Annotated in this window: 30 protein-coding genes and 2 riboswitches; of the genes, 14 read left to right on the forward strand and 16 right to left on the reverse strand. The window is 49.3% G+C overall.

Going from position 1 to position 26390, the window contains the following annotated elements:
• Positions 1–8: 8 nt before the first annotated feature.
• From KNP62_RS07510 to KNP62_RS07525, 4 genes are all read left to right on the forward strand, one after another.
• The gene (locus KNP62_RS07510; RefSeq protein WP_214784916.1) at positions 9–1337 is read left to right on the forward strand and encodes an MATE family efflux transporter; all 1329 of its coding nucleotides are present in this window, start codon (positions 9–11) and stop codon (positions 1335–1337) included.
• The gene (gshAB, locus tag KNP62_RS07515; protein ID WP_214784917.1) at positions 1321–3612 is read left to right on the forward strand and encodes a bifunctional glutamate--cysteine ligase GshA/glutathione synthetase GshB; all 2292 of its coding nucleotides are present in this window, start codon (positions 1321–1323) and stop codon (positions 3610–3612) included. Before KNP62_RS07510 ends, gshAB begins: the two co-directional genes overlap by 17 nt.
• A 63-nt stretch (positions 3613–3675) precedes the next feature.
• The gene (locus KNP62_RS07520; RefSeq protein ID WP_214784919.1) at positions 3676–4008 is read left to right on the forward strand and encodes an ArsR/SmtB family transcription factor; all 333 of its coding nucleotides are present in this window, start codon (positions 3676–3678) and stop codon (positions 4006–4008) included.
• Positions 4005–4505: an SRPBCC family protein gene (locus tag KNP62_RS07525; RefSeq protein WP_214694729.1), complete on the forward strand. Its 501-nt coding sequence runs from the start codon at positions 4005–4007 to the stop codon at positions 4503–4505. The genes KNP62_RS07520 and KNP62_RS07525 overlap by 4 nt, the downstream gene beginning before the upstream one ends.
• Positions 4506–4549: 44 nt before the next feature.
• Here the strand turns inward: KNP62_RS07525 and KNP62_RS07530 are convergent, their stop codons facing one another.
• The 3 genes from KNP62_RS07530 to KNP62_RS07540 are packed head-to-tail and all read right to left on the reverse strand — an operon-like array spanning position 4550 to position 7138.
• Entirely contained in the window at positions 4550–5608 is a 1059-nt protein-coding gene (locus KNP62_RS07530; protein ID WP_214784921.1) for a threonine aldolase family protein, read from the reverse strand.
• Positions 5609–5663: 55 nt separating this feature from the next.
• Complete coding sequence (locus tag KNP62_RS07535; protein ID WP_214784923.1) at positions 5664–6644, reverse strand: zinc-binding dehydrogenase; 981 nt, start codon at positions 6642–6644, stop codon at positions 5664–5666.
• 2 nt (positions 6645–6646) lie between these two features.
• A complete protein-coding gene (locus KNP62_RS07540; protein ID WP_211782174.1) occupies positions 6647–7138 on the reverse strand; it encodes a lactoylglutathione lyase family protein in 492 nt (163 codons plus the stop codon).
• Positions 7139–7256: 118 nt separating this feature from the next.
• Between KNP62_RS07540 and KNP62_RS07545 the strand changes: the two genes are divergently transcribed.
• A complete protein-coding gene (locus KNP62_RS07545) occupies positions 7257–7565 on the forward strand; it encodes a winged helix-turn-helix transcriptional regulator (RefSeq protein WP_031422089.1) in 309 nt (102 codons plus the stop codon).
• Positions 7566–7593: 28 nt separating this feature from the next.
• On the opposite strand, the gene KNP62_RS07550 is transcribed toward KNP62_RS07545, so the two are convergent.
• Positions 7594–7974, reverse strand: coding sequence for a VOC family protein (locus tag KNP62_RS07550; protein ID WP_214784925.1), 381 nt, complete (start codon positions 7972–7974; stop codon positions 7594–7596).
• 75 nt (positions 7975–8049) lie between these two features.
• Here KNP62_RS07550 and KNP62_RS07555 point away from each other — a divergent pair, with 75 nt between their 5' ends.
• Entirely contained in the window at positions 8050–8532 is a 483-nt protein-coding gene (locus tag KNP62_RS07555; protein WP_214784927.1) for a GNAT family N-acetyltransferase, read from the forward strand.
• 15 nt (positions 8533–8547) lie between these two features.
• Here the strand turns inward: KNP62_RS07555 and KNP62_RS07560 are convergent, their stop codons facing one another.
• Genes KNP62_RS07560 through mtnK form a run of 5 tightly spaced genes read right to left on the reverse strand, consistent with a single transcriptional unit; the run spans position 8548 to position 14178 of the window.
• Positions 8548–9549 (reverse strand): ABC transporter permease, encoded by a 1002-nt coding sequence (locus tag KNP62_RS07560; RefSeq protein ID WP_214784929.1) that lies wholly within the window; start codon positions 9547–9549, stop codon positions 8548–8550.
• 1 nt (position 9550) lies between these two features.
• Positions 9551–10924, reverse strand: coding sequence for a sugar ABC transporter ATP-binding protein (locus KNP62_RS07565; RefSeq protein ID WP_214784931.1), 1374 nt, complete (start codon positions 10922–10924; stop codon positions 9551–9553).
• Entirely contained in the window at positions 10924–12003 is a 1080-nt protein-coding gene (locus tag KNP62_RS07570) for a sugar ABC transporter substrate-binding protein (protein ID WP_214784933.1), read from the reverse strand. The genes KNP62_RS07565 and KNP62_RS07570 overlap by 1 nt, the downstream gene beginning before the upstream one ends.
• The gene (gene mtnA, locus KNP62_RS07575; protein ID WP_214784935.1) at positions 11996–13030 is read right to left on the reverse strand and encodes an S-methyl-5-thioribose-1-phosphate isomerase; all 1035 of its coding nucleotides are present in this window, start codon (positions 13028–13030) and stop codon (positions 11996–11998) included. The genes KNP62_RS07570 and mtnA overlap by 8 nt, the downstream gene beginning before the upstream one ends.
• The gene (gene mtnK, locus KNP62_RS07580; RefSeq protein ID WP_214784937.1) at positions 13027–14178 is read right to left on the reverse strand and encodes an S-methyl-5-thioribose kinase; all 1152 of its coding nucleotides are present in this window, start codon (positions 14176–14178) and stop codon (positions 13027–13029) included. The genes mtnA and mtnK overlap by 4 nt, the downstream gene beginning before the upstream one ends.
• A gap of 82 nt (positions 14179–14260) precedes the next feature.
• Positions 14261–14363, reverse strand: a riboswitch (SAM riboswitch).
• A gap of 205 nt (positions 14364–14568) precedes the next feature.
• Positions 14569–14670: riboswitch (SAM riboswitch) on the forward strand.
• A gap of 69 nt (positions 14671–14739) precedes the next feature.
• Between mtnK and KNP62_RS07585 the strand changes: the two genes are divergently transcribed.
• Genes KNP62_RS07585 through KNP62_RS07600 form a run of 4 tightly spaced genes read left to right on the forward strand, consistent with a single transcriptional unit; the run spans position 14740 to position 17702 of the window.
• A complete protein-coding gene (locus KNP62_RS07585) occupies positions 14740–15894 on the forward strand; it encodes a 2,3-diketo-5-methylthiopentyl-1-phosphate enolase (protein WP_214784939.1) in 1155 nt (384 codons plus the stop codon).
• Positions 15891–16541 carry a 2-hydroxy-3-keto-5-methylthiopentenyl-1-phosphate phosphatase gene (locus KNP62_RS07590; RefSeq protein WP_214784941.1) on the forward strand — a complete coding sequence of 217 codons (651 nt, stop codon included), beginning with the start codon at positions 15891–15893 and terminating at the stop codon, positions 16539–16541. The genes KNP62_RS07585 and KNP62_RS07590 overlap by 4 nt, the downstream gene beginning before the upstream one ends.
• Positions 16538–17155 (forward strand): methylthioribulose 1-phosphate dehydratase, encoded by a 618-nt coding sequence (locus KNP62_RS07595; RefSeq protein ID WP_214784943.1) that lies wholly within the window; start codon positions 16538–16540, stop codon positions 17153–17155. The genes KNP62_RS07590 and KNP62_RS07595 overlap by 4 nt, the downstream gene beginning before the upstream one ends.
• A gap of 13 nt (positions 17156–17168) precedes the next feature.
• Positions 17169–17702, forward strand: a complete 534-nt coding sequence (locus KNP62_RS07600; RefSeq protein ID WP_214744752.1) for a cupin domain-containing protein — start codon at positions 17169–17171, stop codon at positions 17700–17702.
• An 18-nt stretch (positions 17703–17720) separates the two neighbouring features.
• Here the strand turns inward: KNP62_RS07600 and KNP62_RS07605 are convergent, their stop codons facing one another.
• The 3 genes from KNP62_RS07605 to KNP62_RS07615 all read right to left on the reverse strand — a co-directional run bounded on the left by KNP62_RS07605 (position 17721) and on the right by KNP62_RS07615 (position 19682).
• Positions 17721–18203: a DUF4188 domain-containing protein gene (locus KNP62_RS07605; protein ID WP_214784945.1), complete on the reverse strand. Its 483-nt coding sequence runs from the start codon at positions 18201–18203 to the stop codon at positions 17721–17723.
• The gene (locus KNP62_RS07610; RefSeq protein ID WP_214784947.1) at positions 18175–18741 is read right to left on the reverse strand and encodes a PadR family transcriptional regulator; all 567 of its coding nucleotides are present in this window, start codon (positions 18739–18741) and stop codon (positions 18175–18177) included. The genes KNP62_RS07605 and KNP62_RS07610 overlap by 29 nt, the downstream gene beginning before the upstream one ends.
• 110 nt (positions 18742–18851) lie before the next feature.
• Positions 18852–19682 (reverse strand): TerC family protein, encoded by an 831-nt coding sequence (locus KNP62_RS07615; RefSeq protein WP_214784949.1) that lies wholly within the window; start codon positions 19680–19682, stop codon positions 18852–18854.
• A 254-nt stretch (positions 19683–19936) separates the two neighbouring features.
• Between KNP62_RS07615 and folE2 the strand changes: the two genes are divergently transcribed.
• Positions 19937–20848: a GTP cyclohydrolase FolE2 gene (gene folE2, locus KNP62_RS07620; RefSeq protein ID WP_214784951.1), complete on the forward strand. Its 912-nt coding sequence runs from the start codon at positions 19937–19939 to the stop codon at positions 20846–20848.
• Between the two features lie 41 nt (positions 20849–20889).
• On the opposite strand, the gene KNP62_RS07625 is transcribed toward folE2, so the two are convergent.
• From KNP62_RS07625 to pta, 3 genes are all read right to left on the reverse strand, one after another.
• Positions 20890–21057: a hypothetical protein gene (locus KNP62_RS07625; protein ID WP_158024803.1), complete on the reverse strand. Its 168-nt coding sequence runs from the start codon at positions 21055–21057 to the stop codon at positions 20890–20892.
• Complete coding sequence (locus KNP62_RS07630; RefSeq protein WP_074035656.1) at positions 21054–21353, reverse strand: rhodanese-like domain-containing protein; 300 nt, start codon at positions 21351–21353, stop codon at positions 21054–21056. Before KNP62_RS07630 ends, KNP62_RS07625 begins: the two co-directional genes overlap by 4 nt.
• Positions 21354–21457: 104 nt before the next feature.
• On the reverse strand, positions 21458–22447 hold the full coding sequence (gene pta / locus KNP62_RS07635; protein WP_214784953.1) for a phosphate acetyltransferase: 990 nt from the start codon (positions 22445–22447) through the stop codon (positions 21458–21460).
• Between the two features lie 338 nt (positions 22448–22785).
• Between pta and hemQ the strand changes: the two genes are divergently transcribed.
• Both hemQ and KNP62_RS07645 read left to right on the forward strand, forming a co-directional pair.
• Complete coding sequence (gene hemQ / locus KNP62_RS07640) at positions 22786–23562, forward strand: hydrogen peroxide-dependent heme synthase (RefSeq protein ID WP_214784955.1); 777 nt, start codon at positions 22786–22788, stop codon at positions 23560–23562.
• Positions 23563–23637: 75 nt separating this feature from the next.
• Complete coding sequence (locus KNP62_RS07645) at positions 23638–23784, forward strand: hypothetical protein (RefSeq protein ID WP_012727492.1); 147 nt, start codon at positions 23638–23640, stop codon at positions 23782–23784.
• 3 nt (positions 23785–23787) lie between these two features.
• Here KNP62_RS07645 and KNP62_RS07650 read toward each other — a convergent pair whose 3' ends face one another.
• Complete coding sequence (locus KNP62_RS07650; RefSeq protein WP_214784957.1) at positions 23788–24726, reverse strand: ATP-grasp domain-containing protein; 939 nt, start codon at positions 24724–24726, stop codon at positions 23788–23790.
• Positions 24727–24878: 152 nt separating this feature from the next.
• Between KNP62_RS07650 and KNP62_RS07655 the strand changes: the two genes are divergently transcribed.
• Positions 24879–26369, forward strand: coding sequence for a potassium/proton antiporter (locus KNP62_RS07655; RefSeq protein WP_214784959.1), 1491 nt, complete (start codon positions 24879–24881; stop codon positions 26367–26369).
• Positions 26370–26390 lie beyond the last annotated feature (21 nt).

Below are 26390 nucleotides of genomic sequence, written 5' to 3' on the forward strand. Positions count from 1 at the left end.
CTTGCTTTGTGAAAACTGTCGATTTGACGATTGGAAACGTGCAACGTGTCATTCTGGCTCTCGCCCTTCCGCTCGTCGGTAGCTCGTTATTACAGTTTACGTATAGTCTCGTTGACATGTTTTGGGTCGGTGCGCTAGGGAGCGATGCTGTGGCAAGTATCGGTGCGGCCAGTTTTTATATCATGCTCGGACAGGCGATTCAATCGTTGATTGTCGTTGGCGCCGGTATCAAAGTATCACAAGCTGTCGGGAAACGTGACCTCGATCTGGTTCAGTGCTATGTCCGGGCCGGCAGACGTCTGAATCTAACACTCGGTCTTTCGTACGTCTCATTGTTGATTTTGTTCGGTCATACCTCCATCGGCTTTTTGAATATGGGGGCCCCCGCTGTGGAACAGCTTGCGTACGAATATTTATTCGTCAGCGCGCCGATGCTCATCTTCTCTTTCTTTAATTTGCTGTTTGCTCGTCTATTCAGTGCATATGGCAATACGACAACAGCGATGCGAATCAATGCGACAGGCGTCATCCTCAACATGATTCTCTCCCCGATCTTCATTTATCCATTCCAACTCGGTGTGATTGGGGCTGCTCTTGCGACACTTGTCGCCAACGTCATCATGTTCGGATTGTTTTGGCACCGCGCTCGTACATTGTTCAGTTGGGATGAAGTCGTTCAGCCGACTCGAGCTGATTATGTAGAGGTGTTCCGTCTTGGTTTTCCGATGGCAACCCAACGGATTTTGTTCACGGTAATCAGTATTTTTCTTGCCCGCATGATTGGCTCATACGGGACGGAAGCGATTGCGGCACAGCGCATCGGACTTCAAATCGAATCGATTGCCTACATGATGATTGGTGGCTTGAACGGAGCAATGGCTAGCTATACGGGACAAAATCTCGGGGCACGAAAAGTAGATCGTGTGTATGAAGGTTACCGGGTAACGACCCGACTTGGGATGATCTATACGGGATTCATCATGTTGTTATTTTTAATCATCCCGGATTTGCTCATTGGTCTATTCGTCGATGACGTTCGAACCATCGAGATTGGGGCAAGTTACTTACGAATTATCGGCATTTCGCTCGTCTTCTCATCGATTGAAATGATCGGAAACGGATACTTCTCAGGACTCGGATTACCAAAAATCCCTGCGACCATCTCGATTATTTTCACAGTGGCCCGTATCCCGCTCGCATTTGTTCTTGAGCCTTATCTCGGAATCGATGCCATCTGGTGGAGTATCGCCATCTCAAGTATCACGAAAGGACTTGTCTCCGCCCTCTTTGTCCGATTAACGAAAAAGGAAGTGATTTCCCTTGCAGAAGCAGTTTAATCAACTACCCTACCAGCTCATCACGAGTGGAAAATTTGCCATCGAGCGAGAAATGTTACGGGTCACGTCAGACGGCACGCTAGCTGTTTCGAAGCATCCAAAAGCACTCGGTCATAAAGCGACACATCCATATATCACGACCGACTTCTCGGAAAGTCAAATCGAGCTCATCACCCCGACATTTCCGACAATCGAGGAAGCACATCACTTTTTAGAAACGCTATACGACATCACGGCGCTAAACATAGGCGACGAACGCCTGTGGCCACAATCGATGCCATGCGCATTGCCGGAAGGCGGTACGATTCCACTCGCTGATTTTGGTGTGACTGGAATCGAAGCTAGCCGTTACCGGGAGCATTTGCTCCACAAATATGGGGCGAAAAAACAACTCATTTCCGGAATTCATTTCAATTTTTCGTTTTCCGATGAAATGTTATCCGCACTGTACGAAGGGTCTCCTGAACAATATCGACACTTCAAAGATCAGCTTTACTTAAAATTGATTCGTCAATATTTACGGATGCGTTGGCTCATCGTCTATTTGTTCGGTGCTACACCAGCCGTTCATGTGAGTTATGAAGAACAATGTGTCAGTCAGATGCAAGCGCTCCACGAAGATACTTTTTCAAATAAACAAGCATTGTCATATCGGAATAGCGACTGTGGGTATACGAATGTTGAACCGCTTTATCCAAATTATGCGACACTCTCAAGTTATATAGATGATGTAAGATGGTTCATTGCCAAAGGCGAGATCGCCAATCCGAACGAACTCTACTCACCCATCCGATTGAAAACGTCGAAAGGTGGTAACGATTTAAATCAACTCGAAGCACACGGCATCGATTATATCGAAATTCGCAATATCGATTTGAATCCGTTTGAAAAGACAGGAATTGCGCGTTCGGATTTACGGTTCCTTCATCTGTTTTTGCTGTACTTGACCTTTACTGAGGAGACACCTTATTTCGATTGGCAAGCTGAAGCGTACAATAATCAACAACGTGTCGCCAAAGAAGGCATGTCTCCTACAAGCATATTGACTCGAGATGGCCTCGCCATACCTTTACACATGTACGCGACAGAACTTCTCGACGCCATCGATGCGTTCAACACACACTATGACCTCGGCTTCGAAGATGTCTTTCCCGCTCTACGCGAAAAAATTGATCACGTGGACCGGACGTACGCTTCCCGATTGCAGACGATTATGACCGAGACAGGTTATCACGCATGGTCCCTCGCCCAAGCAGAACACTTTTATGAGGACGCCTATGCAAATCGTTTTCGCATCCACGGTTATGCCGACCTGGAACTGTCTACTCAAATCTTAATGAAATCTGCAATTAAACGTGGCTATCGTGTCGATGTCATCGATCGTTCCGACCAGTTCATTCGTATTCGAAACGGCAAACACCATGAGTACGTTAAACAGGCAACGAAAACATCAAAAGACAATTACGTTTCCGTTCTAATGATGGAGAATAAAACGGTGACAAAGTTTGTACTCGCCGAACATGGAATTCGCGTCCCTGAAGGGGTAGAACTTCAAGAGGAATCAGATTTATCTCAGGCATGGCATTCATTTTCAAAACAACCCATCGTCTTAAAACCAAAGTCTACAAACTTCGGAGTCGGTATTCACATTTTTAAAGACGGAGCGACGTATGAGGAAGGACTCTCTGCATTTCAGTATGCGAAAACATTTGACGATGTCGTTTTATTAGAGACGTTTTTACCTGGGAAAGAGTATCGCTTCCTCGTCATCGGGGAAGAGGTCGCAGGCGTCCTTCATCGTGTCCCGGCGAACGTGACTGGGGATGGCACCTCTTCCATTCGTCAACTCGTTGCGACAAAAAATGAAGATCCGTTGCGTGGGAAAGGATACAAGACACCACTCGAGAAAATCGAAATCGACGAGGTCGTCTACTCATTTTTACATGCTCAAGGTAAGACACCCGATAGTATTCCAGCTCTCGATGAGCGCGTCTTTTTGCGCGAAAACTCTAACATCAGTACCGGCGGAGATAGTATCGATTACACTGATCAAGTTCCTGACATCTACAAGCGTATTGCTGTCGATGCAGCTAAGTCAGTGGGGGCAACGATCTGTGGTGTCGATATGATGATTCCCTCTCTCGATGATGCGCAAATCGAATACGGCATCATCGAATTGAATTTTAATCCTGCGATCCATATCCACGCTTTTCCTTATGAGGGTAAGGAACGACCGATTGGTGAAATGTTACTTGATTTATTATTTAAACAGTGAGTATTCCTGTTTTAGAATATTCTAAATTGGGAATATTCTAAACTAAGAGGACGGTGACGAGAAATGGAAGAGAAACTGGCTTCTTTGTTTCAAGCGTTAGCCGACCCGAATCGGTTGCGGATGATTGAATTGTTACGGAAACAGGAGTGGACGGTCGGAATGATGGCAACACAGCTTGGAATCAGTCAACCGCAGACGTCAAAGCACTTGCGAATCTTACATGATGTGGGGCTTGTCACGGTAACGATTGATGCCAACCGGAGACGCTACGCGCTCAAGTCTCAAGCACTTGAACCGTTAGATGCTTGGCGGACCTATATCGCGCGGGAAACAGAGCGTCTCGATCGATTGGAATCGTTTTTAGCGGAGTCACAACGAGAGGAGAATAAATCATGAGTACGGTCAAATCACATGTAGAGGGCACGACATTGATTATGGAACGTCTGTTCAAGGCACCACGGCAACTTGTATTCGAAGCATTCTCGACACCCGCACATTTAGAAAAATGGTGGGGACCGGCTGGATGGGAGACGAAAGTATACAGCTTCGACTTCAAACCAGGTGGAATTTGGCACTACTGCATGACGTGTGTTGACAAAAATCAAGGTGACTTTTACGGCATGGAGTCATGGGGCAAATCGACCTTTATCGAGATTGATCCCTATTCCCGAATCGTCTATACGGATGCGTTCTCAGATGCGGACGGACACGTCAATCCGGACTTACCTGTCATGACCATCACGAATGAGTTTCTCGATACATCGGAAGGCACGCTATTCATTAGCCGCTCCGAATTCCCGAATGAAGAAGCTCTCCAACAAGTCGTCGAGATGGGGGCTGTCGAAGGATTCACCTCTCAACTCGATCGTCTTGAAGCGATTGTCAGCCAGTAAAAAACATGCACCATTCCCGAAATAGGAATGGTGCATGTTTTGATTTATCTGAACTGTCGAAACAATACGTCAAGCTGTTCTGGCGTGATTTCCTCAAACGTATCCCCGATGCTGACTTCGGTTGAACAAAATCCTACTTTTTCAACGAGATATCCCGTAATGCCCACCCCAGTTTTTTCTTGAATGCGCGCAATGTTCTCACTTAGTTCTTCCTTCTCCCCTTGAAAGTGGAGGTGGAACATATTTGTGACCGGGATGCGTGGCGTCGTCCAGACGCCGTCGAGTCCGTTGAATCGCGCTGCCAACTGTACGGCATGATCCCGATACTCGGCCATCTTATCTTTCCGCATCTCGTAATAATAATCTGAAGAAAGAATATACGGGTAAAGGCTAATCAAATCACCGCCGTAGCGTCGCTTCCACACCTTCGACGTGTCACAAAATGATTTCGGTCCAGCAAGGATGGCACCGGCAATCCCACCGATTCCTTTATAAAACGAGACGTACACGCTATCAAAAAGTGCACAGATTTCAGATGCTTCTTTTTCGTAATACGGTAGCGATTCGAACAGTCGTGCCCCGTCCAGATGCAGGTAGATCCCTTTCTCACGACAGTGTTCATGAATCGCCACAAGCTCCTCGAACGTCGGCAATTCCCCGCCGATTTCCCGTTGTGGTAGTTCGAGCAGTAGACACGCGATGTCTGGCAACGCTTGAATCTCTTCGAGTGTCATCACCCGATTTTCGTCCCCAACTAAAATCGGTTCGATGTGATGTAACTCCTTCAAGCCATCCTGCTCATGGATTTCAAGGTGGCAGAGCGGATGATACGCGACCGTGTTCTTCCCTGTTTCATCACACCAAATGCGTAACGCGATTTGTTGCGCCATCGTGCCACTCGGAAAGAATACCGCCGACTCTTTCCCAAGAACTTGTGCCATCTTCTCTTCAAACTGTCGAATCGTTTTCCCCTGTCCATACTGGTCACTCGGCTCATCGTCACGCACATGCTCAAACGCCCGTTTCAACACTCCAATTTCCCGTTTGCCGTGACCGCTCAACTGAACATCTGTCTGTCGATACGTGTCTGCTAATCGCTCCATATATTCCCCTCCTCAACAAATAAACTCCCTGTCAGTATAACAGGGAGTCCTCTACTCAGTCGCGAATGCGGACGATGAGTTTACCGCGCACTTTCCGCGTTTGTAGTTTTTCGAGACCTTCTTTCAACTGGTCGAACGATAACACTTCTGTGACGAGATCGTTCAGTTCACCTGCATCAAGCAAGTTCATCATCTCTTCGGCCATATACGCCAAGTTGCGAATCGCATGTTCGTCCTCGCTCACATGTGCCGCCCCGAGTGCCACTTCATGAATCGAAGGGGATAACGTGAATCCTTTCATGTTCGTCATATCTGGTGGACCGGCAATATAGGCGAGGTGTCCGCTGAACGCGAGACGATCTAGGTCAGCCGTCGCGACGTCGCGACCGACCGTGTTCAAAATCAAGTCGACACCACGTCCATCCGTCTCTTCCATGATTCGTGCCGTCACGTCTTCCACGTTATAATCAATCGCCACGTCCGCCCCGAGTGACTCTACCCACTCAAAGTTTTCAGGAGATGCCGTCGTGAACACTTTTAACCCGAGGCGTTTTGCGAGTTGAATCGCAAAGCCACCGACACCGCCTGCCCCAGCGTGTACGAGAATCGTCTCCTTATCCCGCGTGTTCAGCTTCTGCATAACCGCTTCATAAGCTGTCATCCCCGCACACAGGATGGAAGCCGCCGCTTCATCGCTCACACCTTGCGGAACGACCGCACAGGCCCTTGCATCGACAACCGTGTACTCGGCAAACCCTCCATATTTCGAAAGATCCGTATGAACGGCTACACGTGAACCCGTAATGATGTTGGCGATACTCGAACCGACCTCAACGACTTCTCCGACGAGATCGACACCGAGAATATGTGGGTATGCCCAGTTCGGGTTTCCGTTTGAGCCGACTTTATAGTCGACCGGATTCAAGGCGACCGCTTCGACACGAATCAACAATTCTCCCGTTCTTGGTGTCGGTCGGTCGATTTCTCCAATATGCAGATGATCTAGACCAGGTTGATCGAGTAGCCATGCTTTCATGTTTAGTAAGCTCCTTCCGAATACGTGAGTTCGTATGAGTGTGAATAAATTTCAACGAGATTGCCGAATGGGTCTTCGCAGTACACCATGCGATACGGTTTCTCGCCTGGGTAGTATTCGCGAATCGGCATCCGCTGTTTGCCGCCATGGGCGACAATCTTCTCGACAAGCCCTTCGATGTCAGGGTCTTGTACACAGTAGTGGAAGATCCCTGTCTTCCAAAACTCGAAGTTGTCTTCTGGTGTTTCGTTGTTCGGGAATTCGAACAACTCGATTCCGATTCCGTCTCCCGTTGACATATGGGCGATTCGGAATTTGCCCCAGCCCGGTCCGAAAACGTCGGTACACATCACACCGATTGGCGAATCATCCTCGACGACGTCTGATGGTGTCATAATCGTATACCACCCCATCACGTCCTCATAAAATTTTACGGCCTCAGCGACGCTCGGTACAGAAAGACCGATGTGTGAAAACGTTCTTGGATATGTCATGTTTCATCTACTCCTTTTTGTTTGCTCAATTTAGCGGATAACGATAAGATACTGTCATTGAAGCAAGAAAAAAAGTACGCACATTGAAGTAACTACCCGAAAGTGAGGCTCTTTGAACATGACCACATCGTTCCCCGTCAACCGCGCACTCGAGATTATCGGCGGCAAATGGCGCCCTCAAGTGTATTGCACGCTTCAAGATGGACCGCTTCGTTTTTCCGATATTCAACGGGCGATTCCTGACGTCAGCCGAAAAGTGTTGACCGACCAATTGCGTGAACTCGAGCAACTCGGTATGGTTCGCCGTGTCGACTATTCGACCGAGAAGCACCTCCATGTCGAGTATTCATTGACTGAAGATGCCCTCGGCCTGCAGCCCGCCATGAATGCCCTTTGTTCATGGGGAGAGTGCCACGACAACAAATAATCCCGAGCCACATGGCCCGGGATTATTTTTATGAAGCGAACAAACTGATCAAATTCCCATCCGCATCGTACAGGATGGCGTAACGTTGTCCCCAAAACGCATCCCATGGGGCTTTGTGTGACGCATATCCTTGTTCAAGTACCTTGTCATATAATCGGTCGAGCGCCTCACGGCTTTCACATAAGAAGGCAAGCTCGATCCGATGCCCGTCTGCCTGTTTCCATTCCCCGTATACTGATTCGGCCACTTCCACCGTATCGAACGCGAGACGCACGCCTCCTTCATCAATCTCTACATGCGCTTCCCCGTTCATCGCTTCTGGAATCTCAAACCCGAGTGCACGATAAAAGTCGAGCGACCGCTTCATATCCGTCACGACGATCCCGACCATGTCCAACTTGACTGCCATCACGTTCCCTCCCCTTGTTTTCATGATACGATTTGAGTGTAGCACGACCACTTCGATCAGAGAGGAGGAATTTTCATGAGCCATACGTTTCATCCACTCACCCAAGAGCAAGCCGAACTGATCGCCTTCGAGTGGCGCTATGAAGGCGAATACGCATTTTACAATATGGACGCCGACGAGGAAGACCTCGCCTTATTTTTAGATGCGAATGAACGGGGAAACACGACGTTCGCCATTCTTAATGATGATGAACTGATTGGCTTTGTCACGTTGCAGTTTGAATCAGCGGACACCATTTCCATCGGTCTCGGCATGCGTCCTGATTTGACGGGGAGCGGCAACGGACATCGATTCCTCACTTCAATCTTGAATTGGATCGGGGCGACATATGGGACTCGCACAGTGCATCTTGCCGTCGCCACGTTCAACAAACGGGCCATCCGGTTATACGAGTCGCTCGGTTTCATCCCACAAGACACGTTCATGCAGGAGACGAACGGCGGTGTGTATCCGTTTCTCACAATGACGCGTGAACAAAGCGAACCCCCGAACAACTGATGTCCGGGGGTTTTGTCATGTCCGCTGTTTCTTTTGAATATACGAGAGACCGAGCGCTCCAATGAGAATCGTCCCTTTGACGATATCTTGCGCATAATACGGTACGTCCCACATCGTCAGCCCATTCAAGAGAATCCCGATTAAAATAGCTCCAATCAATGTCCCAATGACATTCGGACGCCCCGTCCCAAAGACGGCATAACCGATATAAGCAGCCGCAACGGCGTCCATCAAGAGGGGCGCCCCAGCCGAAACTTGCCCCGTCCCGATCCGAGATGCGAGAATGATGCCGCCGATGGCCGCAAACAACCCGCTGAGCACGTAGGCATACAACTTGATCCGATTCACGGCAATCCCGGAGCGGCGGGCCGCTTCTGCGTTCGACCCGACGTAATAAAACTCACGCCCGGTACGTGTATACGTTAAAAACAGATGAGCCCCAATGAAGAACAACAGCATAAGTAGGGCAACGAACGGAATTGGACCAATCGTTCCTTGACCGATGAATAAGAACGACGGAATGAAGCGTCCTGGCGCCGTCCCCCCTTCAATCGGCATGTTGTCATAAATCGAGAATCCTTTCGTATACGTCAACTGAATCCCATTAATGACGTACATGATGGCAAGTGTCGCTAGTAAATCCGGTAACCGGAATTTGATTGTGACGAGCGCATTCAATAATCCGACGAGAATCCCCAGTGCGAGCGGAATCAGTAGGGCGACGAGAAGCTCTTGTCGATGAAGGACAAGGCTTGCCGCTGCACCGATTGTCGCGAGACTCGCCGTCGACCCGACCGATAAGTCGAAACCGCCGACGATGAGCGAAAACGTGACGCCAAGAGCAAGTAACGACACGATTGAAACTGATTTGATGATGTCACTAAAGTTTGCATACGTCAGAAATTGATCGTTCGTCACGGTAAAGACTGCGATCAACCCAATGATTGCAAGTAACGTCCCGTATTGACCGATCTGACCGCTGATTCGTTTTCGTTCCTTGACCACTAATTGTGCCATGTCATGCGCCTCCTTTCTCTACAAATTGTCCACGGTCGAGCCAAAGAATCCGATTGGCGACCCGTTCAAGTTCATGTCGCTCACTTGACGTGAACAACACGGTCTTCCCTTGTTTCGCGAGTGCAATGACGCGTTCATACACATCTTGCTTCGCTGCAATATCAATTCCTTTTGTCGGTTCGTCGAGCAAATAGATGTCGCGGTCGTCGAGTAACCATTTGCTAAAGACGACCTTCTGCTGATTTCCACCACTCAGCTCACCGACCGCTTGTTTCACGTTCGCATAGCGAACGCGAAGCGATGCCAATACGTCAGAGACCCCATCGGTCTTTCCTGCGACAGAAATCACATTCCGCTCAATCGTCTCGTCTAGAAATAATCCGTGACGACGTCTCTCCTCCGGAACGAGTGCAAACCCTAAACGTACGGCGTCTGTCGGTTCTTTGATCACGTGTATTGTTCCATCAACCGTGATCAATTGACGAAGCCCAGAAAGACCGAACAAGGCTTCTACCAGTTCCGTCTTCCCGCTTCCCGTCAATCCTCCAATCCCGAGCACTTCCCCACGGTACGCTTCAACGGAGAGATTCGTTCCGAACGCAGGGAGAGTCAACTGCGCGGATAAGCGACTCTCCTCCTCAGGGGTTGCCTTTTCTTGTGTCCATTCAAATGTCGTCCCACTCAAAAAGGTTTGAACGGCTTCCGTGGAAAGGGGTTGAAACGGTCCCTCATATACGACGCGTCCGTCTCGAAGAAACGTAGATGTTGACGTGACGCGCGTCAGTTCGTCTGATCGGTGCGTGACCAACACGATGCCTACCCCTTCTGCCGCCAGTGTTTGTAATAATTCAAGCAAGGCATCGGCATCCGTTTCCGACAAGGCGGCGGTCGGTTCATCGAGTAATAAATACTTGGCATCACTCTCAAGCGCCCGAGCGATAAGCAGACGTTGCTTTACGCTGAGCGGGTAGTGACCGGCCGGACGCGTTGGATCGATGTCTAACCCGACCCGGGATAGCACGTCTTTTGCCCGCTGTTTCAACAGTTGTGGGCGAATCCGTTTCACCGTCTGCCATGGAAGAACATTCTCGTATACAGGCAAGTCCAAATAGAGCGCGTCATCCACTTCTTGCGACACCGTGATAATGCCTTGACGAATCGCTTCCGCCGGTGTGAGACGCGTGGTCGTCCCGTCAATGGACAGTTCGCCGGACGTCGGTTCGACCGTGCCGTTCAGTAGCTTGATCAGTGTACTCTTACCCGCCCCGTTCAGACCGAGGAGTCCATGAATGTCTCCCGGTTTTAGGCTGAACGACAGCTGATCGAGTACGGTCACTTCACCATACTGTTTCGTGATTCGTTCCAAGCGAATCATCAGTCGGTCTCCTTCATCCAGTCCGACCATGCCGCATTCGACTCACCCCAACCCGGAACGTATTGTCCGAGGTCACTCATCGTGACAGGTTCATCCGGCAAGACGTCACGGTCCACTAAATAAGGATCGACCGAGTGAATCGAAGGGGTTTCTTCCCCGACCACTTTTTGATAAGCGTAACGGACTTGGATGCGACCGATTTCAGCAGGATCCGTCGCGGCCGTCACGCCCCACGGACTCCCATCTTCTTGCATGAGTTGTAGATCTTCGTCACTCAAGTCAATCCCGTAAACCGCAATCTCGTCACGTCCTGCTTGCTTGATGGCACGGCTCGCCCCTTTGGCGAACTCATCCCACATCGCAAACACCGCGTCGATTTCGCCTTCCGGATACTTCTTCAAAATCGCCTCCATCTGACTTTGTGTATCGAGCGCCGTGTTGTTCGTCGCCGAACCGAACTTTGCGACTTCCTGGATACCTGGATATCGTTTCAAGAACGCGTCATAAATCGTATGACGACGTTCCATCGGCGTGAATCCGCCGACCCAGATTGTGACGATGTTCCCTTCCCCGTCCAAATCTTCAGCAAGAGCTTTGAGTGAACGCCAAGCGAGGGAATAATCATCTTGATCGATGACCGTCACCCCTTCATTCGTTAAATCGTTATCGAATGCGACGACTTTGATGCCCTTATCGAGTGCCCGTTGAACAGGCTCTTTCAAGGCATCGGCACGTCCGTGGTCAATCAAAATCACATCGACCCCTTGCGTCGTGGCCGTATCGACATAACTCGCCATCTTCGATAAATCATTATCGGCGTTATACACTTTCACGTTGCCACCGAACGCTTCGACTTGCTCGGTCACCCCTTCGATATATTGCGAAGAGAACGTCCCAATCGACATCTGCATGACGAGGGCGACTTTTAGGTCTTTCGGAAGCGTCTCATTTGATACGCTGACTGTTTTCGTCTCCATTTTATTTGTTGTCGCGGTCGTTTTCGGTTGCGCCTGTTCGTTCGTGCATCCAGCAAGTGCTAAGATGACGGTCAACAGGAAGAAGATGATTTTTTTAGACATATGCGTTTCCTCCTACGTGTTGTACAATGACCGACTCGGTCGGTTCGAGCACACCTGTCTCTGTGATCAGACCGGTGATGAGTTCTGGTGGGGTCACATCAAACGCCGGATTGAAGACGGTGATGCCGACGAGTGCCGTCGGGTGTCCCCCGATATGGGTCACTTCATGCGCGTCCCGTTCTTCGATTTGAATCGTGTCGTCTGCTTCCAAATCAAACGTCGAATGCGGGGCTGCCACATAAAACGGGATGCCGTAATGCTTCGCCAAAATCGCGAGCTGGAGTGTCCCGATCTTGTTTGCCGTATGACCGGTACGGGTGATGCGGTCCGCCCCGACGATGATGGCATCGATTTGTTTCGTCTGAATCGTCCACGCTGCCATATTATCCGTGATCAATGTGACGTCGATGTCTGCCCGGTCGAGCTCCCACACCGTCAACCGTGCCCCTTGAAGCAGTGGACGAGTTTCCGACGCGAATACACGAAACGGGATGCCTCGTTCTTTTCCGACATAAAACGGAGCGAGCGCGGTACCGTACCGTGACGTCGCAATGGCACCGGCGTTACAAATCGTCAACACGTTCCCTCCAGCAGGTAACACAGTCAACGCATGTTCACCAATCGTGCGATACGTGGCCACGTCTTGTTCATAGATTTCAATCGCACGCACTTTGATGGCTTTTGCAATCTGCTCAAAGTCTTCCCCCACATTCAGTCGAAGGAGTGATTCGATGACATGCTGTAAGTTGATCGCTGTTGGTCTTGTCGCAATCAACCGTTGACCAACCTGATTCAATTGGAGATGAAAATAGGGATTGTCTTGCAGGCGTGACGCTTCTTTCGCAAGGACGAACGCCCCGAAGTAAGCGATGGCCGGCGCACCTCGGACTTGGAGCGACTTGATCGCCTGTTCGGCCTGTTCGAGCGTTATCACTTCGACATAGCGCTCTTCTTGCGGCAACTGTGTCTGATCTAAAATCGTCAACACCTCGGTGTCGGCATCGAAATGAATACTTTGCACACTCATACCCGCACCTCCGATAGAACCGGGATCAGCTGGTCGATGGATTGAATCTGATGACGCTGTTTGATGAGACGCGTGCCGAGTTCTAGGGCATGACGTTTCCGTTCGATACGAAGGTCGTCTGGCAATGTTTCCAAGTCAGCGACGCCCGCTAGACCGACCGTCCGACGAATCAATTCGCAGCCCGCGTAGCCGATCGCATCACTCAAAATCGATGGCAACAGTTCGTCCACGAATCCTACTGTGTTGAATGTCTCGACCGCCTGTGTGAAGCGTGTACGGAACGTTTTTTCGAACGTTTCCCAGACAGTGAGCACTTCTGTGAAGCGTTCGAACCGCTTCAACGGATGTGCATACGTCGAGAACACCAAATGGGCGATGATTTGACCGATGTCAAAACCGAATGGACCATAAAATGCAAACTCAGGATCGATGATTTTTGTTTCCTGACGCGTCGCAAAAATGCTTCCAGTATGTAAATCCCCATGTAGCAACGCTTCGTGTTTAGTCACGAACCCGACCTTCAATTTCGTCACTTCAATTTTCAAGGCGAGGTCTGACCAAAGCTGCTCCACGTCCGGACGAAGAGGCGTTTCGATTTGATTCGATTCTGCATCACGATACGGATCAGTGAAGATCAGTTTTTCTGTGATATCGCATAGCTCTGGATTGTAATACTCTTTTTCGATTTGTTTCTTGGCGAGCGGTCCTTTCGCATAGTCAGATGTCGCAAACAACGTTTCCCCGAGGAATGTACCGACGTGACGCGCCAAATTCGGATAGCTCTCTCCTTTTAGGAAACCCGTCCGGACGATTTCAAACGCTGACAAATCTTCTAAAATCGTATAGGCGAGTTCACGGTCGCTACCGAGTACATCTGGTACGAATTGTGGTACGACTTTTGAAAACTCACGGAGTGCCAGTTGTTCAATCCACGAACGGTCAAGCGTGAGCGGCCAGCTCTCTCCAACGACTTTTGCGTACGGCAACGCCTGTTTCACGATTAATGACGTTTCTCCTTGACGAATGCGAAAGACGAGATTTAAATTTCCATCTCCGATTTCCTCACATTCTGCAATCCCCTCTTCTAGTAACCCCAACTGTCGAACGTGTTCGACGACACTTTGTTCTGTAAACGCCTCATAAGCCATGATGATTTTCCCCTTTCTTGAATCTATGCATGAAAAAAGCCCCTTTCTCCGCGAGAAAGAGGCACACCCAAATTGGTTGTTCCTCTCATCTTTCAGACATATGTCTGGTGGATGTAGCACCGTGCCAAATGGTCGGTTGCTGCGGCGTCTTAGGGCCAATTCCCTCTGCCAACTCGCGATAAGAGTAAATGATGTAATTGTGTTTGACGTGTTGAGACGAATATTACGGACTAGGCACGCTAGTTGTCAATCCTCTATTTTCGGTCGACTCCCTATTTTTGACACGCATATATAGAAACATTATTTTCAAACTTTTTTTCTCAAAAAAAGGAATTGACGAGTGAGCGATTCTATGTAAAAATTCAATTAAATTTCACAACTTCACAACTATTCTTATCAAGAGCAGACGGAGGGACAAGCCCGATGATGTCGCAGCAACCGACCAGAAATGGCACGGTGCTAATTCTTGCAGCTATCGCTGAGAGATAAGAGTTCATTGTTTTCGAATGACCTCTTGCCAAGCCAAGAGGTCATTTTTGTTTGACCTGAAAGGAGGAACTTATGGGAATCATCGCTACTTATGAAATCAAACATACCGATCACGTCGAGCACGTGGCTGAAAAAATCGCACATGAGCTGACCGTCGGCACATGGACCGAATTGAACCATCTCGAGCAGCATCAACTACAGGCATTCCGCGGTGAGGTCATCGATACCTCCCAACAGGAAACGACGAGTCGCTTCTCGATTCGTTACCCGCTACATAATGTGACGCCGGACTTTTCGTCCATTCTGACGACGACATTCGGAAAGCTGTCGCTCGACCCAAGCGTCCAACTTGTCGACCTAACGCTCCCAAACGAGCTCGCATCGGACTTTCCGGGTGCCGCATTCGGAGTCGAAGGTGTCCGCGACATCCTTCGAGTATACGACCGACCGCTCGCCATGAGCATCTTCAAAGGCGTCATCGGGCGTGACCTTGATTTTTTGGCGACACAACTTCGTGACCAGTTTACAGGTGGCATCGATCTTGTGAAAGACGATGAGATTTTATATGACAATCCGCTCACCCCATCGCTCGAACGGGCTCGGATTGGAGCATCGATCATTCAAGAACACCAAGAACTAACGGGTCGTTCCGTTCTATACGCCGTCACGTTGAGCGGACCCGTTTTCACCTTACGCGACCAGGCGAAACGTTTGATTGAGGCAGGCGCGACCGCACTTTTGTTCAACGTGTATACGTACGGGCTCGACGCGTTACGGGAACTCGCTAAAGATCCCGAGATTCACGTCCCGATTTTGGCACATCCCGCTTTTGCAGGAGCGTTGACCGGATCGATTCGTCATTCCCTCCTTTTCGGGAAACTGATTCGACTCGCCGGGGCGGACTTGACGCTTTTCCCGTCACCATATGGTTCACTGTCGACACCGAAAGACGAAGCAGAACAGATTCAAACTTACGCGACAGAACCTCATTGGACGAAACCGATTCTGACGGTCCCTTCTGCCGGAATTCACCCAGGACTCGTCCCGGATTTGATTCGTGACTTCGGAACGGATGTCGTCATCAATGCCGGCGGTGGGATTCATGGGCATCCCGACGGTGCGGCTGCCGGAGCGAGGGCATTCCGCCAAGCAATTGACCAGGCAATCGGTAAGATGAGCGAGACCGATGCGTTATCGACCGCGTTGGATGCGTGGGGTACGCGATGAGTACGCACGTCATCTGTGATTTCGACGGCACCATCACGGAAGAAGATAACATCATCGCGTTGATGCGACGCTTCGCCCCACCTGAATGGGTCGAACTCAAAGAAGGTGTTTTGAACCAAACGCTCTCCATTCGAGAAGGCGTCGGTCAAATGTTCAGCCTGCTCCCGAGTCATCAGCAAGCTTTGTATCATGACTTTCTGCAGTCAACCATCACGCTTCGGCCAGGGTTCATCAAGTTTTTACAAGAGACACAGTCACTTGGCTTTCGATTTGATGTCGTCAGTGGCGGTATGGACTTTTTCGTCCATCCGATTCTAGAAGGTCATGTGGCACCGGAACACATCTACTGCAATCACGTTGATTTTTCAAGGGAGACGGCACGTGTCATATGGCCTCATTCATGCGATGCCCATTGCTCGAATGATTGCGGATGTTGCAAGCCGACGATTGCCCGACAGATCGTCTCACCTACCGATACGTTGATCGTCATCGGGGACTCCGTCACCGATTTTGAAATCGCCAAACGTGCCGACGTCGTGTATGCGCGGGGTCAACTGATTTCACTTTGCGAGACAGAAGGAATCCACTATGTTCCGTTCGAGACATTCTATGACATTTCAGCTCACATGAAAGGAGTGAACGTATGACCGTACAAGAACGATGGGTAGAACTCGCCGACATTAAAGACGAGCTTGCCGCCCGGGACTGGTTCCCCGGGACGAGTGGCAATCTGGCGATCCGCGTATCGGACGACCCGTTGACGTTCCTCGTAACGGCAAGCGGTCGTGATAAACGAAAGCGCACCAATGAAGACTTCGTCCTCGTCGATGCGACCGGTCAATTGATTGGAGAGCAAACAGGCAGACCGTCCGCGGAGACGTTGCTACACGTCGAAATCTTTAACAACACGAACGCAACCTGTTCTCTTCACGTGCATACCGTCGACAATAACGTCATCTCAGAGCTTTACGCGGCGAACGGACAAGTCACGTTCACGGGCCAAGAAATCATCAAGGCACTCGGCTATTGGGAGGAAACGGCCAGTGTCCGGATCCCGATCATCGAGAATCATGCGGATATCCCGACACTCGCCCGTGCATTTGCCCCACATGTCACAAGCGATGCCGGAGCCGTTCTCATCCGGAATCACGGGATCACCGTTTGGGGAGAGACGCCCGCTGCAGCAAAACGTTATTTAGAGGCATATGAATTTTTGTTTAGCTACTCATTAAAATTACGCGCCTTAGGCGTCCATTCATAAGGAGGAATTCAACATGGCAACGATTTATTTTCAACAAACCGAAGAACGTGTCAGTGATCAACAAGAGGTACGTGACTTTTTAGACTCACGAGGCATCCTTTACGAAGCATGGGATATCGCGAAATTACCAGCTTCCCTTCAAGAAAACTATCAACTGACAGATGAAGACAAAGCCGTCATTTTATCGACGTTCCAAGACGAGATTCAAGACGTATCGACGCGACGTGGTTATCAAACGGCTGACGTTATTTCCTTGTCTGATGCGACGCCAAACTTAGACGAACTGCTCGTCAACTTCCAAAAAGAACATCACCATACGGATGACGAGGTTCGCTTCATCGTCAGTGGTCACGGCATCTTTGCGATTGACGATGCAGAGCGCGGGTACTTTAATATCGAGCTCAATCCGGGTGACCTCATCTCGGTGCCGGTCAACACGCGTCATTACTTCACGTTGCAAGAAGACCGCCAAGTCGTCGCCGTTCGTATTTTCGTGACGACCGAGGGCTGGGTGCCGATCTACGACAAAGAAAATGTGAATGCATAATAAAAACGGGCAGGTGCGTCATGCATCTGTCCGTTGCTTTTGCTCGTGTAAAGACCGTTCACCCAATCGCTCTTTTGCCGAATTTCTTCCTTTGCCTACATCCACAGTACCAAGCGCTTTACCGAGACCACGATCCGGTAGATTGACATACATCGTCTCATAATTACTCCCTGCGTATGTTTCGTGGAAAATACCAACGACATCCGTCGCCCTTGCCTTTTGATTGAATGCTTTCCACGCCTCAAGATGCGTGTTCCCGTACGCATAGTCGAGTAATTCATCTGTTGACCGCCAATATTGAATCAACGTGACCGAGCGCCAACCAATCGTCAGATCATGTGACAGAAAGCCAAGTTCCTTCTGTGTATACAATTCTTTCAGCATGGCCGGCATGGCATTGAAGACCGGCCACCATTTTCGAATCGATCGCAAACGATTCACTCGTAAGCCAATGACAAACACCACTACTTCTTCATTCGGGACGGCCATTTTGAGCGCCATCGTTTTCTCCTCCTTTGAGGGTGATCACAGCTGCTTCACACCATTCAATCAACGCCTTCGTTTGGCGTTTTCCATAATCGAGTGTCAACAACCAATAAACAGCGTCAGGTGATTGCGAGTCGCTCGCTTGAATCATCGTCTCGATGGCTTTATACGTCTCCAGTCGTTCCCGTAGCAATCGTTCATGGTGTGTAATTTTGCTGATTGTTTGCTCCATCGTCTCATGTCGAGCGAAGAACAATTTTAGCAAGAGCTCATTCCGTTGAACTGGTAACGTATCCGGCTCTTCTGCAATCCATTGTCTTAACTCGTCGTGACCGCTTGACGTCAGCTCGTATGCTTTCCGTTCATTGTCTTCCACCTGATGAATCAATCCTTCTGTTTCTAACGTCCGGAGCATCGGATACACTTGACCGAAACTAATTTTCCAAAAATGGTTAAGGCTACGATCAATCATCTGTTTCATGTCATATCCTGTTCGACACTCCGTCGTCAATAAGCCTAAAACAGCGTATCGTGTCATATTTTCACGAGGCATTCGATCCCTCCTATCTAAAAGATAGTATCTATTTGATATATTCCCTCGTATCACAGAAATGAAAACAAAAAAAAAAGCGTACTTCCCGTGAGAAGATACGCTTTTGGAGATTATGCTTGTTTTGCTGTTGGTTTCGATGAGAACCAGCCCCATGTCGCAATCCCGACCATGACTGACCAGAAGAAGATGGTCCAAGCTGTCGAGTGGACGAATCCGTCTGGGAGTCCCATGAATTCGAACGGCGTACCGGCAATCAACTCTTTGAACCCTGGGTGCTCGAGTACGAGAACCGTCAATTTGACCCCGACCCAACCGACGATGATGAAGGCGGCCGTTTCAAGTGTAGGACGCTGATGAAGCAACTTGACGAAAATACGTGCTGCAAATCGCATCAAGACGACCCCGATGAGTCCACCTGTCAACACGACGAAGAACTGACCCGAGTCAATCCCACCGATTTCACCAAGACCGAGCGGTGGCAAGCTGACCGCAAGTGCGACCGCTGCCAAAATCGAATCGACCGCAAAGGCGATGTCTGCAAATTCGACTTTCGCAACAGTGAGCCAAAACTCTTTCTTCGATACCGGCTTTTCTGTGACAGCCGTCTCTTCTTTCGCTTCGGCCGCCAACTCCTGTTGCGGCTCCATCTTCCTCGCCTTATAGGTCATATACAGGTGTCGCGCACTCATTCCGATTAAGTAAAGTGCACCGAGTGCCTGTACTTGCCATACATTGATCAAGAACGAGATCAAGAACAATGCGATAAATCGGAAGACGAACGCCCCTAAGAGTCCGTAGAACAATGCCTTCTTCTGCTCTGTACGCGGCAAGTGTTTGACCATGACGGCCAAGACGAGCGCGTTGTCTGCAGATAACAAGCCTTCCAAACCGACGAGTACGACGACAATCCAGGCATACTGCAGAACTAACTGCCAATCCATAAAAACATCTCCTTTTTTCTTTCAGTTCCTTCATATTTAACAGTGATCTATTTTTTAAGTTCACAGGACCATTTTATTCCCGTTCACAAAGTAAATCAATCCTCTTTGTTCAATATCTGAAGGATTTTTTTGCAATTGCATATTGAAAACATGTTATGAGAGCAAAATCATACCCGTTCAGCCATCATTTCGTGATAAAATCCTAACAAGAACGAGTGGTCCTTTGAACCGCTCTAAAAAAGGAGAATCCGATTATGTCTACAAGCCATGTCGCTTTACCTACTAAAGCAGAACGACATAAATTGTTCGGGTCGGTCCCACCGATTAAAGGAACAAAGCCGACCGAGAAAGAACAGATGGTCGATTTACAAAATACACCGAAAAACTTCTTATTCGCCCTCGACAGTGTCGGCATCTCAAATGTGAAGCACCCTGTGAACGTCGAGACGCCAGAAGGGGTCCAATCAACGGTCGCTACATTCGAATTGACGACATCGCTCGTTCAAGATCGTAAAGGAATCAACATGTCCCGTTTGACTGAACAGCTCGACGCGTACCATCAACAAGGATGGACGGTATCGAACGGTTCGTTGATCGAGTTCGCACAGGAGCTTGCCGAGCGTATGGAACAAACGGAAGGCCAATTGACAATCCGTTACCCATGGTTCTTCACGCGTAAAGCACCTGCGACAGGTCTTAGCGGTTTGATGAACGCAGACGTCATGCACCGTGTGACGTACAACCTTGAAACGGGCGTCGCAAACGTGACGGTCGGTCTCGTCATCAACGTCACAACGCTTTGCCCATGTTCAAAAGAAATCAGTGAGTACAGCGCCCATAACCAACGTGGATACATCACGATCGAAGCAGGTCTTGATGAAACGTCGATGGACGGATTCGACTGGCGTGCGGCACTTCTCGATGCAGCGGAGTCGAACGCCTCAGCACCACTCCATCCGGTCCTCAAACGTCCGGATGAAAAACGTGCGACTGAAATCGCGTACGAAAACCCACGTTTCGTAGAAGATATGGTCCGCTTGATCGCGGCTGACTTGTACGAGATGAAAGAAGTCGTGAACTTCTTCGTCGAATGCCGTAACGAAGAATCGATTCACCAACACGATGCCATCGCATCGATCACATTCGATAAGCGTCAAGACGCATAAAAAAATGCGGAACCTCTTTTGCAAGATGGTTCCGCATTTTTTTATAGACTTGTCACGAGTTCAATCGTCAATAAGATGATGATGAGCATCACCCAGACTGCCCAGACGAGTCGCCACTTCTCCCAGTCAAATCGCTTCATCACCGCATAGACAGTAAGGTAAAGCGCGATGAGAAGCGGTACGACGACCCAAGGATTTTCTAACATCACGCTTCGATGTCGCCATCCCAAGCGAGCATCCCGCCGTCGACGTTGACGACTTTGTAGCCTTGTGACTCTAAGTAATCACACGCTGTTTGACTTCGTCCACCTGAGCGACAGATGACATGATACACATTGTCTTGTGCCAACTTTTCTGTCACATGTGGGAATTCAGATAGTGGATAGAGCGGTACGTTCGGGATATGCCCTGCATCATATTCATCTTGTTCGCGCACATCGATGATATGGAGAGACTCCCCGTTCTCTAACTTTTCTCGTAATTCCGTTGCATGAATGCTTTGCATACATAGCTCCCCTTTCGATAATAGATTCCTCTTTTAGTTTACCTCAGCTACCATTCAAAAAAACACAAAAAAAGCACCCTTCTATTAAGAAGGATGCTCCCAACTTACGCTTCGTTGCGCTCGTCGATTGCTTGTGCTGCTGTGATGAGCGTCAATTTGTAGACGTCCTCTTCGTTACAGCCACGTGATAAGTCGTTCACTGGTTTGTTGAGACCTTGAAGGATTGGGCCGATCGCTTCGAATCCACCGAAACGTTGAACCATCTTGTAGCCAATGTTTCCTGCTTCAAGACTTGGGAAGACGAATACGTTCGCCTTACCAGCTACGTCAGAACCCGGGGCTTTCTTCGCCGCTACGCTAGGGACGAATGCCGCATCGAATTGAAGTTCTCCGTCGATTGGAAGGTTCGGTGATTTTTCTTTCGCAAGACGTGTAGCTTCCACGACTTTCTCTGTTTCAGGTGACTTTGCAGAACCTTTCGTCGAGAAGCTGAGAAGCGCGACTTGTGGGTCGATGCCGAAAGTCTTCGCTGTCGCTGCAGACAAGAACGCGTTCTCTGCTAAGTCTGCTGCATCCGGTGCGATGTTGATTGCACAGTCCGAGAAGACGTATTGCTCGTTATCACGTACCATGATGAACACACCTGACGTCTTTTTGATACCTGGTTGCATCTTGATGATTTGAAGTGCCGGACGTACCGTATCGGCCGTCGCGTGCATCGCGCCTGAGACAAGACCTTCTGCTTTTCCTGTGTGAACGAGCATCGTTCCGAAGTAGTTCACGTCTGATGTGAGGAGTTCGCGCGCTTGTTCAGCTGTCGCTTTCCCTTTACGACGCTCGACGAATGATTCGACAAGAACATCGATGTCTTCGTATGTCGCTGGGTCGTATTGTGTCAAACCTGAGATGTCAAAACCGTGTTTTGCCGCAACCGCTTCGACGTCTGCTTTCGCACCGACGACGATCGGTTCTACCATACCGTCCGCCTTTAATCGAACAGCTGCTCCAAGAACACGCTCATCGACGCCTTCCGGGAAGACGATTGTCGGACGAATCGGACTGACTTTTTGCTTCAACGTTTCAAATAATTTCATAACGAGTGAACCCCTTTTCTCAATTTACAGCATGACTGCTAATGGTTTTGCCGTTGACTTGTGTCTTTACGCGATTTCAATTATACACAGTACCCTTTTTAAAATAAACTATTCTGCCCATTTCGCCATAAATCGCTTAGAATCAATCATTATATGAATAGAACAGTTTTGACAAATCGACTGATACAGCCATTTTTGTAGCCGTTTTCATGTTTCTGCCCTCTGTTCTTTACCCTTCGTGAATCGTGATAACCCTCACAGTGTCTCAAAGTTGCCAGTCAGTGAAGCGTGTATGGTAAAATAGACGGCGAAGCCAAGTCCCGAAAGGAGATTTTTTTATGTCAGAACGTCCAGTACCTACAACAGATACACAACATGCCGCCGCCACGTTAGACGGATGGTATACCCTTCATGATTTCCGCACAATCGATTGGGCCCGTTTGAAGCTCGTCGACGCCGAGAAGCGTCAACAGATGATTGACGAGTTCACTGCGTTCCTCGCCTCTCTTGAAGAAGTTGAAGCAAAAGGCGAAGGAAGCCACGCCTTCTACTCGATTCTCGGTCAAAAGGCAGACCTCGTCTTGATGGTCCTTCGCCCGACATTCAACGACCTTGAAGACGTCGAGCGCGCATTCCGCAAAACAGCGCTATACGACTATATGATTCCGTCGTATTCGTACGTATCGGTCATCGAGCTCGGTATGTATCGTGGATCTGGAGATGGGGACCCATATCAAAACCCTCATATCCGCTCACGTCTCTACCCGACACTTCCAAAAGCCGCACACATCTGTTTCTATCCGATGAGCAAGGCTCGTCGCGACGGCGACAACTGGTACATGTTGTCGATGGATGAGCGCAAAGACCTCATGTATCGCCACAGCATGATCGGTCGTAGCTACGCCGGTAAGATTCAGCAGTTCATCGGTGGGTCGACTGGATTCGACGCATGGGAATGGGGCGTCACGCTCTTCGCTGAAGATTCACTTCAGTTCAAGAAGATCGTCTACGAGATGCGCTTCGATGAAGTGAGTGCGAAATACGGTGAGTTCGGCGACTTCTACGTCGGAAACATCTTACCGAAAGAAAATTTGAGCACATTCTTTAGCGTGTAAAAGGTTTACGCGTATAGCACCTCGGGAATTAAGGATGATGTAAGCAAGTAATCCTGATTAACGAGGTGAACAACGATGCGCGTGTTTAAAGAAACCGATCGTGACACTGCGGAACGTTTAGATTCGTTCATCGAACGAATGGCACCGACAGCAGAATTAGTCCAACATCGATTTGAAGAGCAACTCAAACATACACAGCAAAAGGGTCAGGCGAGCGCCTGACCCTTATTTTGTCGTGGTGACGTGAAGTGCGTCGCCTAAGAAAGTAGCCAATTCAAGCATCCCATAGCGCCCTGCTTTCGCTTCAGCGTCGGAATTATAATTCGTATTCGTATTGACGTCGTAGGCGTAGACGTTACCGTCTCGGTCTCGGATAATCTCAATTCCGGCGATATCAATCTCATTCGCTTTCAGGAACTGTTCAAGCTGTGAAATGATCGGGTCATCGAACCCTTCGACGATTTCAAACTTCGCCGGTGGCGTCTCCCCGACTGGGCAGAACTGGTCTTCAATCGAGCAGGCATCTGCCGGGCAGAGCTGGAATCCTTCCGATGTATCGACACGCACCGCATAAAGGAACTTCCCACCGATGAATTCACAACGGGTAATATACGGCTCTGGGGCTTCGATATATTGTTGGATGAGCGTGATGCCGTCAACCGAGTCCTCAAACGAGGGACCGTATACATATTCCTTCAATCCTTCGATCGTATAGAACAATTGGACACCAAGTCCTTTTCCGGCACGATTATGTTTCGTGATGAACGGTGTCATGTCTAGCTTTTCAGCCGCCTCGATGATTTGGTCTTTACCGACCGCCGCAATCGTCTTCGGCACACGAATCCCTTCGCGGCGAAGCGCCGTGTACTGATTGACTTTGCTTACTTCTAGGCGGATGGCACGCGTTCCGTTGAACACGGTACGGTCATGCGCTTCTAGCCAAGCAAGGACACCTTCCGTCAATTCGGGTGCATACCGATGCCCGCGTGTGTGCGAAGAAGCACTCATGCGATTATAAAAGACACCTTCCGGGGGCGTTGCTTCGAGATCAATCGTCCCTTGGTCCAAGTGCCATAATTCATAAGGCAACTGTAGTTCTTCTAAGCGATGAACCAGATGGTTCGTCCATTCTTCGTTCTCATGAATGACGTGAATTTTAGACATCATCATCCCTCCCTATTCTTGTTCTCACTTTACCATACCCATAACTTATAATTCCAATGTGTAAGGTTGGTCTAATCGTCAATTCTGAAATATCAGACGATTTCATGGTATAATGAACCTAAGAGTATTGTTTTAGAAAGGAAGTGTTGTGTTTGCCCGTACCTGTCATCAGTACTGATGTACTCATTTTACTCTTCGGTCTCCTCCTTGTAGCCGGTGTCATGGCAACGCGAATCTCGACTCGCTTCGGCTTGCCTGCCTTGATCTTGTTTATGGGGATCGGCATGATCATGGGAAGTGATATTACCGGTCTCATCTTCTTCGACGACTCCAACCTGGCACAGCTGATCGGGGTAGCCGCCTTGATTGTCATTTTGTTTGAAGGGGGTCTTCAGACGAAATGGTCATCGATTCGGAGTGTCCTCGCGCCAGCTGCCTCACTTGCGACATTCGGTGTCTTAATTACCACGACCGTCGTCGCTGTAGCCGTTCGTTTCGTATTTGGTTTCGACTGGATTGAATCTTTCTTATTCGGTGCGATTATCGGTTCGACCGATGCGGCTGCCGTCTTCGCTGCATTTAAAGGTAAGAACATCTCACCGAAAGTCGGTGCGACACTCGAAGCCGAGTCCGGCACGAACGACCCGATGGCGATGTTTTTGACGATTCTCGCTCTCGACTTCATGATGAAGCCAGGCACGACCATATGGGATGGCATTTGGATGTTCATTCTTCAAATCGTTATCGGGGCCCTCATCGGCTTTGTCCTCGGTCAACTGTCCCGCCTCATGTTGAACCACCTGAGACTAGAGTCGAGTGGACTTCATGCCGTCCTCATGATTTCGATGGCATTCCTCACATATGGTGTCACGGCTTACTTATTGGGAAGTGGACTGCTTGCCGTGTATATCGCCGCCATGATTGTCGGAAATGCGGATACGGCGCATGAAGTGACGATTGTCCAATTCTCGGAAGCACTTGCATGGATCATGCAAATCATCATGTTCGTCATTCTTGGGTTGCTCGTCTTCCCTCGTCAACTCATCGAACCGGACTTGATTTGGAAAGGACTACTCATTTCATTCGTCCTCATGTTCGTGGCTCGTCCGATTGCCGTCTATTTATCGACGCTCGGGATGGCTTTTACAAGAAAAGAAAAATTCTTTATTTCATGGGCTGGTTTAAAAGGAGCCGTACCAATCGTCCTTGCAACCTTCCCGCTCATTGCCGGCACTGAAAATAGTCAACTGTTATTCAACGCCGTCTTTTTCGTCGTCGTGACGAGTGCCTTGATTCAAGGAACGACGTTGACGCCGCTCGCTGAAAAATTGGGGTTGCTCGGACCGGACAAAATCCGTTCGCCGTATACGATCGCCCTCGTCTCGAGTAAACAGTCTCAACATAAGCTCGTTCCTTATGTTGTCACGGAGAGCTCCTCGATGATCGGCAAAACGTTAGCGGATATCACGCTCCCACCGAACACCGTCGTCAATGCCATCGTCCGAAACGAATATTTGATTCCACCAAATGGACAGACATCCATCGAGGAAGGCGACCTACTATATGTGCTCGCCTCGATGTATCGTCATGATCAACTAGACCAATCATTTGGTGAAGACGGTCTCGACCGAGTGGAACTATGAGTAAACGAATAACCGGCGCCT

This window comes from Exiguobacterium sp. s183, assembly GCF_018617655.1.
GTDB classification, from domain to species: Bacteria; Bacillota; Bacilli; order Exiguobacteriales; family Exiguobacteriaceae; genus Exiguobacterium; species Exiguobacterium aestuarii_A.

What these genes read in the sequence shown, in the direction of transcription:
- KNP62_RS07600 (WP_214744752.1), top strand. Translation starts at nt 17,169, where the DNA reads ATGGCAACGATTTATTTTCAACAAACCGAAGAACGTGTCAGTGATCAA.
- KNP62_RS07615 (WP_214784949.1), bottom strand. Translation starts at nt 19,682, where the DNA reads ATGGATTGGCAGTTAGTTCTGCAGTATGCCTGGATTGTCGTCGTACTC.
- KNP62_RS07565 (WP_214784931.1), bottom strand. Translation starts at nt 10,924, where the DNA reads ATGATTCGCTTGGAACGAATCACGAAACAGTATGGTGAAGTGACCGTA.
- KNP62_RS07545 (WP_031422089.1), top strand. Translation starts at nt 7,257, where the DNA reads ATGACCACATCGTTCCCCGTCAACCGCGCACTCGAGATTATCGGCGGC.
- KNP62_RS07550 (WP_214784925.1), bottom strand. Translation starts at nt 7,974, where the DNA reads ATGGCAGTCAAGTTGGACATGGTCGGGATCGTCGTGACGGATATGAAG.
- KNP62_RS07570 (WP_214784933.1), bottom strand. Translation starts at nt 12,003, where the DNA reads ATGTCTAAAAAAATCATCTTCTTCCTGTTGACCGTCATCTTAGCACTT.
- KNP62_RS07630 (WP_074035656.1), bottom strand. Translation starts at nt 21,353, where the DNA reads ATGCAAAGCATTCATGCAACGGAATTACGAGAAAAGTTAGAGAACGGG.
- mtnK (WP_214784937.1), bottom strand. Translation starts at nt 14,178, where the DNA reads ATGGCTTATGAGGCGTTTACAGAACAAAGTGTCGTCGAACACGTTCGA.
- pta (WP_214784953.1), bottom strand. Translation starts at nt 22,447, where the DNA reads ATGAAATTATTTGAAACGTTGAAGCAAAAAGTCAGTCCGATTCGTCCG.
- KNP62_RS07555 (WP_214784927.1), top strand. Translation starts at nt 8,050, where the DNA reads ATGAGCCATACGTTTCATCCACTCACCCAAGAGCAAGCCGAACTGATC.
- KNP62_RS07645 (WP_012727492.1), top strand. Translation starts at nt 23,638, where the DNA reads ATGCGCGTGTTTAAAGAAACCGATCGTGACACTGCGGAACGTTTAGAT.
- KNP62_RS07540 (WP_211782174.1), bottom strand. Translation starts at nt 7,138, where the DNA reads ATGACATATCCAAGAACGTTTTCACACATCGGTCTTTCTGTACCGAGC.
- KNP62_RS07520 (WP_214784919.1), top strand. Translation starts at nt 3,676, where the DNA reads ATGGAAGAGAAACTGGCTTCTTTGTTTCAAGCGTTAGCCGACCCGAAT.
- KNP62_RS07605 (WP_214784945.1), bottom strand. Translation starts at nt 18,203, where the DNA reads ATGGCGCTCAAAATGGCCGTCCCGAATGAAGAAGTAGTGGTGTTTGTC.
- KNP62_RS07585 (WP_214784939.1), top strand. Translation starts at nt 14,740, where the DNA reads ATGGGAATCATCGCTACTTATGAAATCAAACATACCGATCACGTCGAG.
- KNP62_RS07530 (WP_214784921.1), bottom strand. Translation starts at nt 5,608, where the DNA reads ATGGAGCGATTAGCAGACACGTATCGACAGACAGATGTTCAGTTGAGC.
- hemQ (WP_214784955.1), top strand. Translation starts at nt 22,786, where the DNA reads ATGTCAGAACGTCCAGTACCTACAACAGATACACAACATGCCGCCGCC.
- KNP62_RS07525 (WP_214694729.1), top strand. Translation starts at nt 4,005, where the DNA reads ATGAGTACGGTCAAATCACATGTAGAGGGCACGACATTGATTATGGAA.
- KNP62_RS07610 (WP_214784947.1), bottom strand. Translation starts at nt 18,741, where the DNA reads ATGCCTCGTGAAAATATGACACGATACGCTGTTTTAGGCTTATTGACG.
- KNP62_RS07595 (WP_214784943.1), top strand. Translation starts at nt 16,538, where the DNA reads ATGACCGTACAAGAACGATGGGTAGAACTCGCCGACATTAAAGACGAG.
- KNP62_RS07650 (WP_214784957.1), bottom strand. Translation starts at nt 24,726, where the DNA reads ATGTCTAAAATTCACGTCATTCATGAGAACGAAGAATGGACGAACCAT.
- mtnA (WP_214784935.1), bottom strand. Translation starts at nt 13,030, where the DNA reads ATGAGTGTGCAAAGTATTCATTTCGATGCCGACACCGAGGTGTTGACG.
- KNP62_RS07535 (WP_214784923.1), bottom strand. Translation starts at nt 6,644, where the DNA reads ATGAAAGCATGGCTACTCGATCAACCTGGTCTAGATCATCTGCATATT.
- folE2 (WP_214784951.1), top strand. Translation starts at nt 19,937, where the DNA reads ATGTCTACAAGCCATGTCGCTTTACCTACTAAAGCAGAACGACATAAA.
- KNP62_RS07560 (WP_214784929.1), bottom strand. Translation starts at nt 9,549, where the DNA reads ATGGCACAATTAGTGGTCAAGGAACGAAAACGAATCAGCGGTCAGATC.
- KNP62_RS07590 (WP_214784941.1), top strand. Translation starts at nt 15,891, where the DNA reads ATGAGTACGCACGTCATCTGTGATTTCGACGGCACCATCACGGAAGAA.